At 61.3% G+C, this 2285-nt stretch carries 4 protein-coding genes; all 4 read left to right on the top strand.

The features are described from left to right. A partial coding sequence (locus tag J0I64_RS22520) for a LuxR C-terminal-related transcriptional regulator (protein ID WP_291412525.1) occupies nt 1–152 on the top strand: 152 nt, incomplete at its 5' end. A gap of 31 nt (nt 153–183) precedes the next feature. After that, on the top strand, nt 184–582 hold the full coding sequence (locus J0I64_RS22515; RefSeq protein ID WP_291412523.1) for a VOC family protein: 399 nt from the start codon (nt 184–186) through the stop codon (nt 580–582). Nucleotides 583–896: 314 nt separating this feature from the next. After that, the gene (locus J0I64_RS22510; protein ID WP_291412521.1) at nt 897–1811 is read left to right on the top strand and encodes a sulfite exporter TauE/SafE family protein; all 915 of its coding nucleotides are present in this window, start codon (nt 897–899) and stop codon (nt 1809–1811) included. After that, the coding region (locus J0I64_RS22505) for a TIGR02186 family protein (protein WP_291412519.1) at nt 1808–2285 on the top strand (478 nt) is incomplete at its 3' end. The genes J0I64_RS22510 and J0I64_RS22505, both read left to right, overlap by 4 nt.

The following is a 2285-nucleotide window of genomic DNA, read 5'->3' as shown; positions in this document are numbered from 1 at the left end:
TTTCCATCTCGGAAGCAACGGTGAAGGCCCACGTTTCGGCGATTTTGCAGAAGCTCGATGTCGATAGCCGCACCCAGGCGGTGATCGCCGCAGCGCGCATCGAGGAAGGCCAGTTCGAGGCTCTGTTTGCGACCGGAGCAGAAAAAGCCTAGACTCGTCCGGCACATAGAGAAGGACGAGGCGATGAAGCCCAAGATCAACATCATCACCATCGGCGTCGACGAACTCGAACGCGCCTTTGTGTTCTATCGCGCGCTGTTCGACATCGCCGACGACAAGATCGGTGCGGGCGAGGACCATGTCGCTTTCTTCTTCGACGACGACTTTTCCTTCGTACTGTTTCCGCGCGAGCAGATCGCCCAGACCGCCGGCAAGCCGGAAACGCTGGAAGGCACCCCGGGCTTCGTGCTGAGCCACCGTGCCGACAGCGCCGACGAGGTGGATGAAATTCTGGAGCGCGTACTGATTGCCGGCGGCTCGATCATCACTCCGGGGACGGAATCGGAATGGGGCTATTCGGCCTATTTCGAGGATACCGAGGGCAATGTCTGGGAATTGATGGCAACGCCCACGGCGAACTGAGGCCGGCCGGTCACACCCACGGGGGGCTCGTTTGGGACTTTCCCGTGGTGTCATCCCTGCTTTGCAACAGAGATTCCCGCTTTCGCGGGAATGACGCCGCGGGTTCTGAAGCGCTTCAGAAGTCCAAACCGACACTCGGCGCCGCAGACGGGGCAGAGACGGGAGGGCAAGCGCGGGTGCTTCATGGCCTCGGCACAAAAAATCCCTTTCTTTGAAACAATTTTGTCCTGTTTTTCTGGAACCTTGACCACTTGTTGACGGTCTGGCGCTAGCCTGTCGCCCAAACAGCTAATTGCAAAACGGGACCCAGGGTCTTGCAGATCTATCTGCCGATCGCCGAGCTTTCCGTGAACCTCTTCTTTCTCGTGGGGATCGGAGGGGCGGTCGGATTTTTGTCGGGCCTGTTCGGCGTGGGTGGCGGGTTCCTGCTGACCCCGCTGCTGATTTTTTCCGGCGTGCCGACTTCGGTGGCCGTAGCCTCGGTGACCGGCCAGGTGGTGGCCGCATCGACCTCGGGCGCGATCAGCCACTATCGACGCGGCGGCATCGACCTGCATCTGGCCATGTATCTGATCCTTTCAGGTATTCTGGGGGCCTTTGGCGGTGTCGCGACCTTCTCGGTCCTGCGCGCCAATGGGCAGCTCGATCTCGTCATCGCCATCGGCTTTGTGGTGTTGCTCGGCTTTGTCGGCATTCTGATGCTGCAGGAATCAGTGCGGGCGCTGCTCAAAAGCAGGCAGGGCGTGGTGGTGCGCGAGCGTCTGCCGAGCCAGCATAGCTGGATCCATGGTCTGCCCTGGCGCGTGCGCTTCAAGAAGAGCCGGCTCTATATCAGCGTGCTGCCGGTGCTCGCCATTGGCCTTTTCATCGGGTTTGTGGGCTCGCTGCTCGGCATTGGCGGCGGCTTCGTCATGGTGCCGGCGCTGGTCTATCTGTTGCGCGTGCCTGGCAATGTCGTGATCGGCACCTCGCTGGCGCAGGTCGTGGCCATGATGGCGGCGACCACGATAATGCATGCCGTACAGAGCCAGAGCGTCGACATTCTGCTCGCCTTCTGTCTGATGGTTGGCGGCACGGCCGGGGCGCAGTTTGGCGCCGCCGCGGGGCAGCATCTGCGCGGCGAGCAATTGCGTGGGCTGCTTGCCCTGCTGGTTCTGGCCGTCGCCATTCGCTTTGGCCTGTCGCTGGTGCTGACGCCGAGCGATGTGTTCTCGATGGCCGTCAGATGAGCCGTTTTCTCGCCCTGCTCGCTGTTCTGCTGCTCTCGGTTCTTCCGGCGGGTGCGGCGCGACTGGTGTCGGGCGTTTCCAATGACACGATCCAGATCACTTCGAGTTTTGATGGCGAGCGCCTGACCTTTTACGGCACGATTGCGCCCGACGCCGGTTCGGGGCAGCGCTATATCGACGGACCGTTTGACGTCGTGGTCGTCATTCTGGGGCCGACACAGGACCGGGTGGCGCGCGAGATGACGCACCAGTTCGGCATCTGGCTCAACACCGACCAGGTCGAGTTCAAGCGCTTTCCGAGCTATTTTCACGTGCTCTCGAGCCGGCGGTTGATCGATATCGCCGACATCAACCTGCTCAACCAGAATTATATCCTGCCCGAATCCCACGCCATGGCGCCCAATCCGGCCGGCTTCATGAAGACGCTGACCTTTGGGCGCGAACTCATTCGCCTGATGTCGCAGGATGGGCTGT

Origin of the sequence: Devosia sp. (assembly GCF_017307565.1) — a bacterium.
GTDB lineage: Bacteria > Pseudomonadota > Alphaproteobacteria > Rhizobiales > Devosiaceae > Devosia.
Note: the sequence above shows the minus strand (reverse complement) of the source record. Positions and strands in the feature narration are given on the sequence as shown.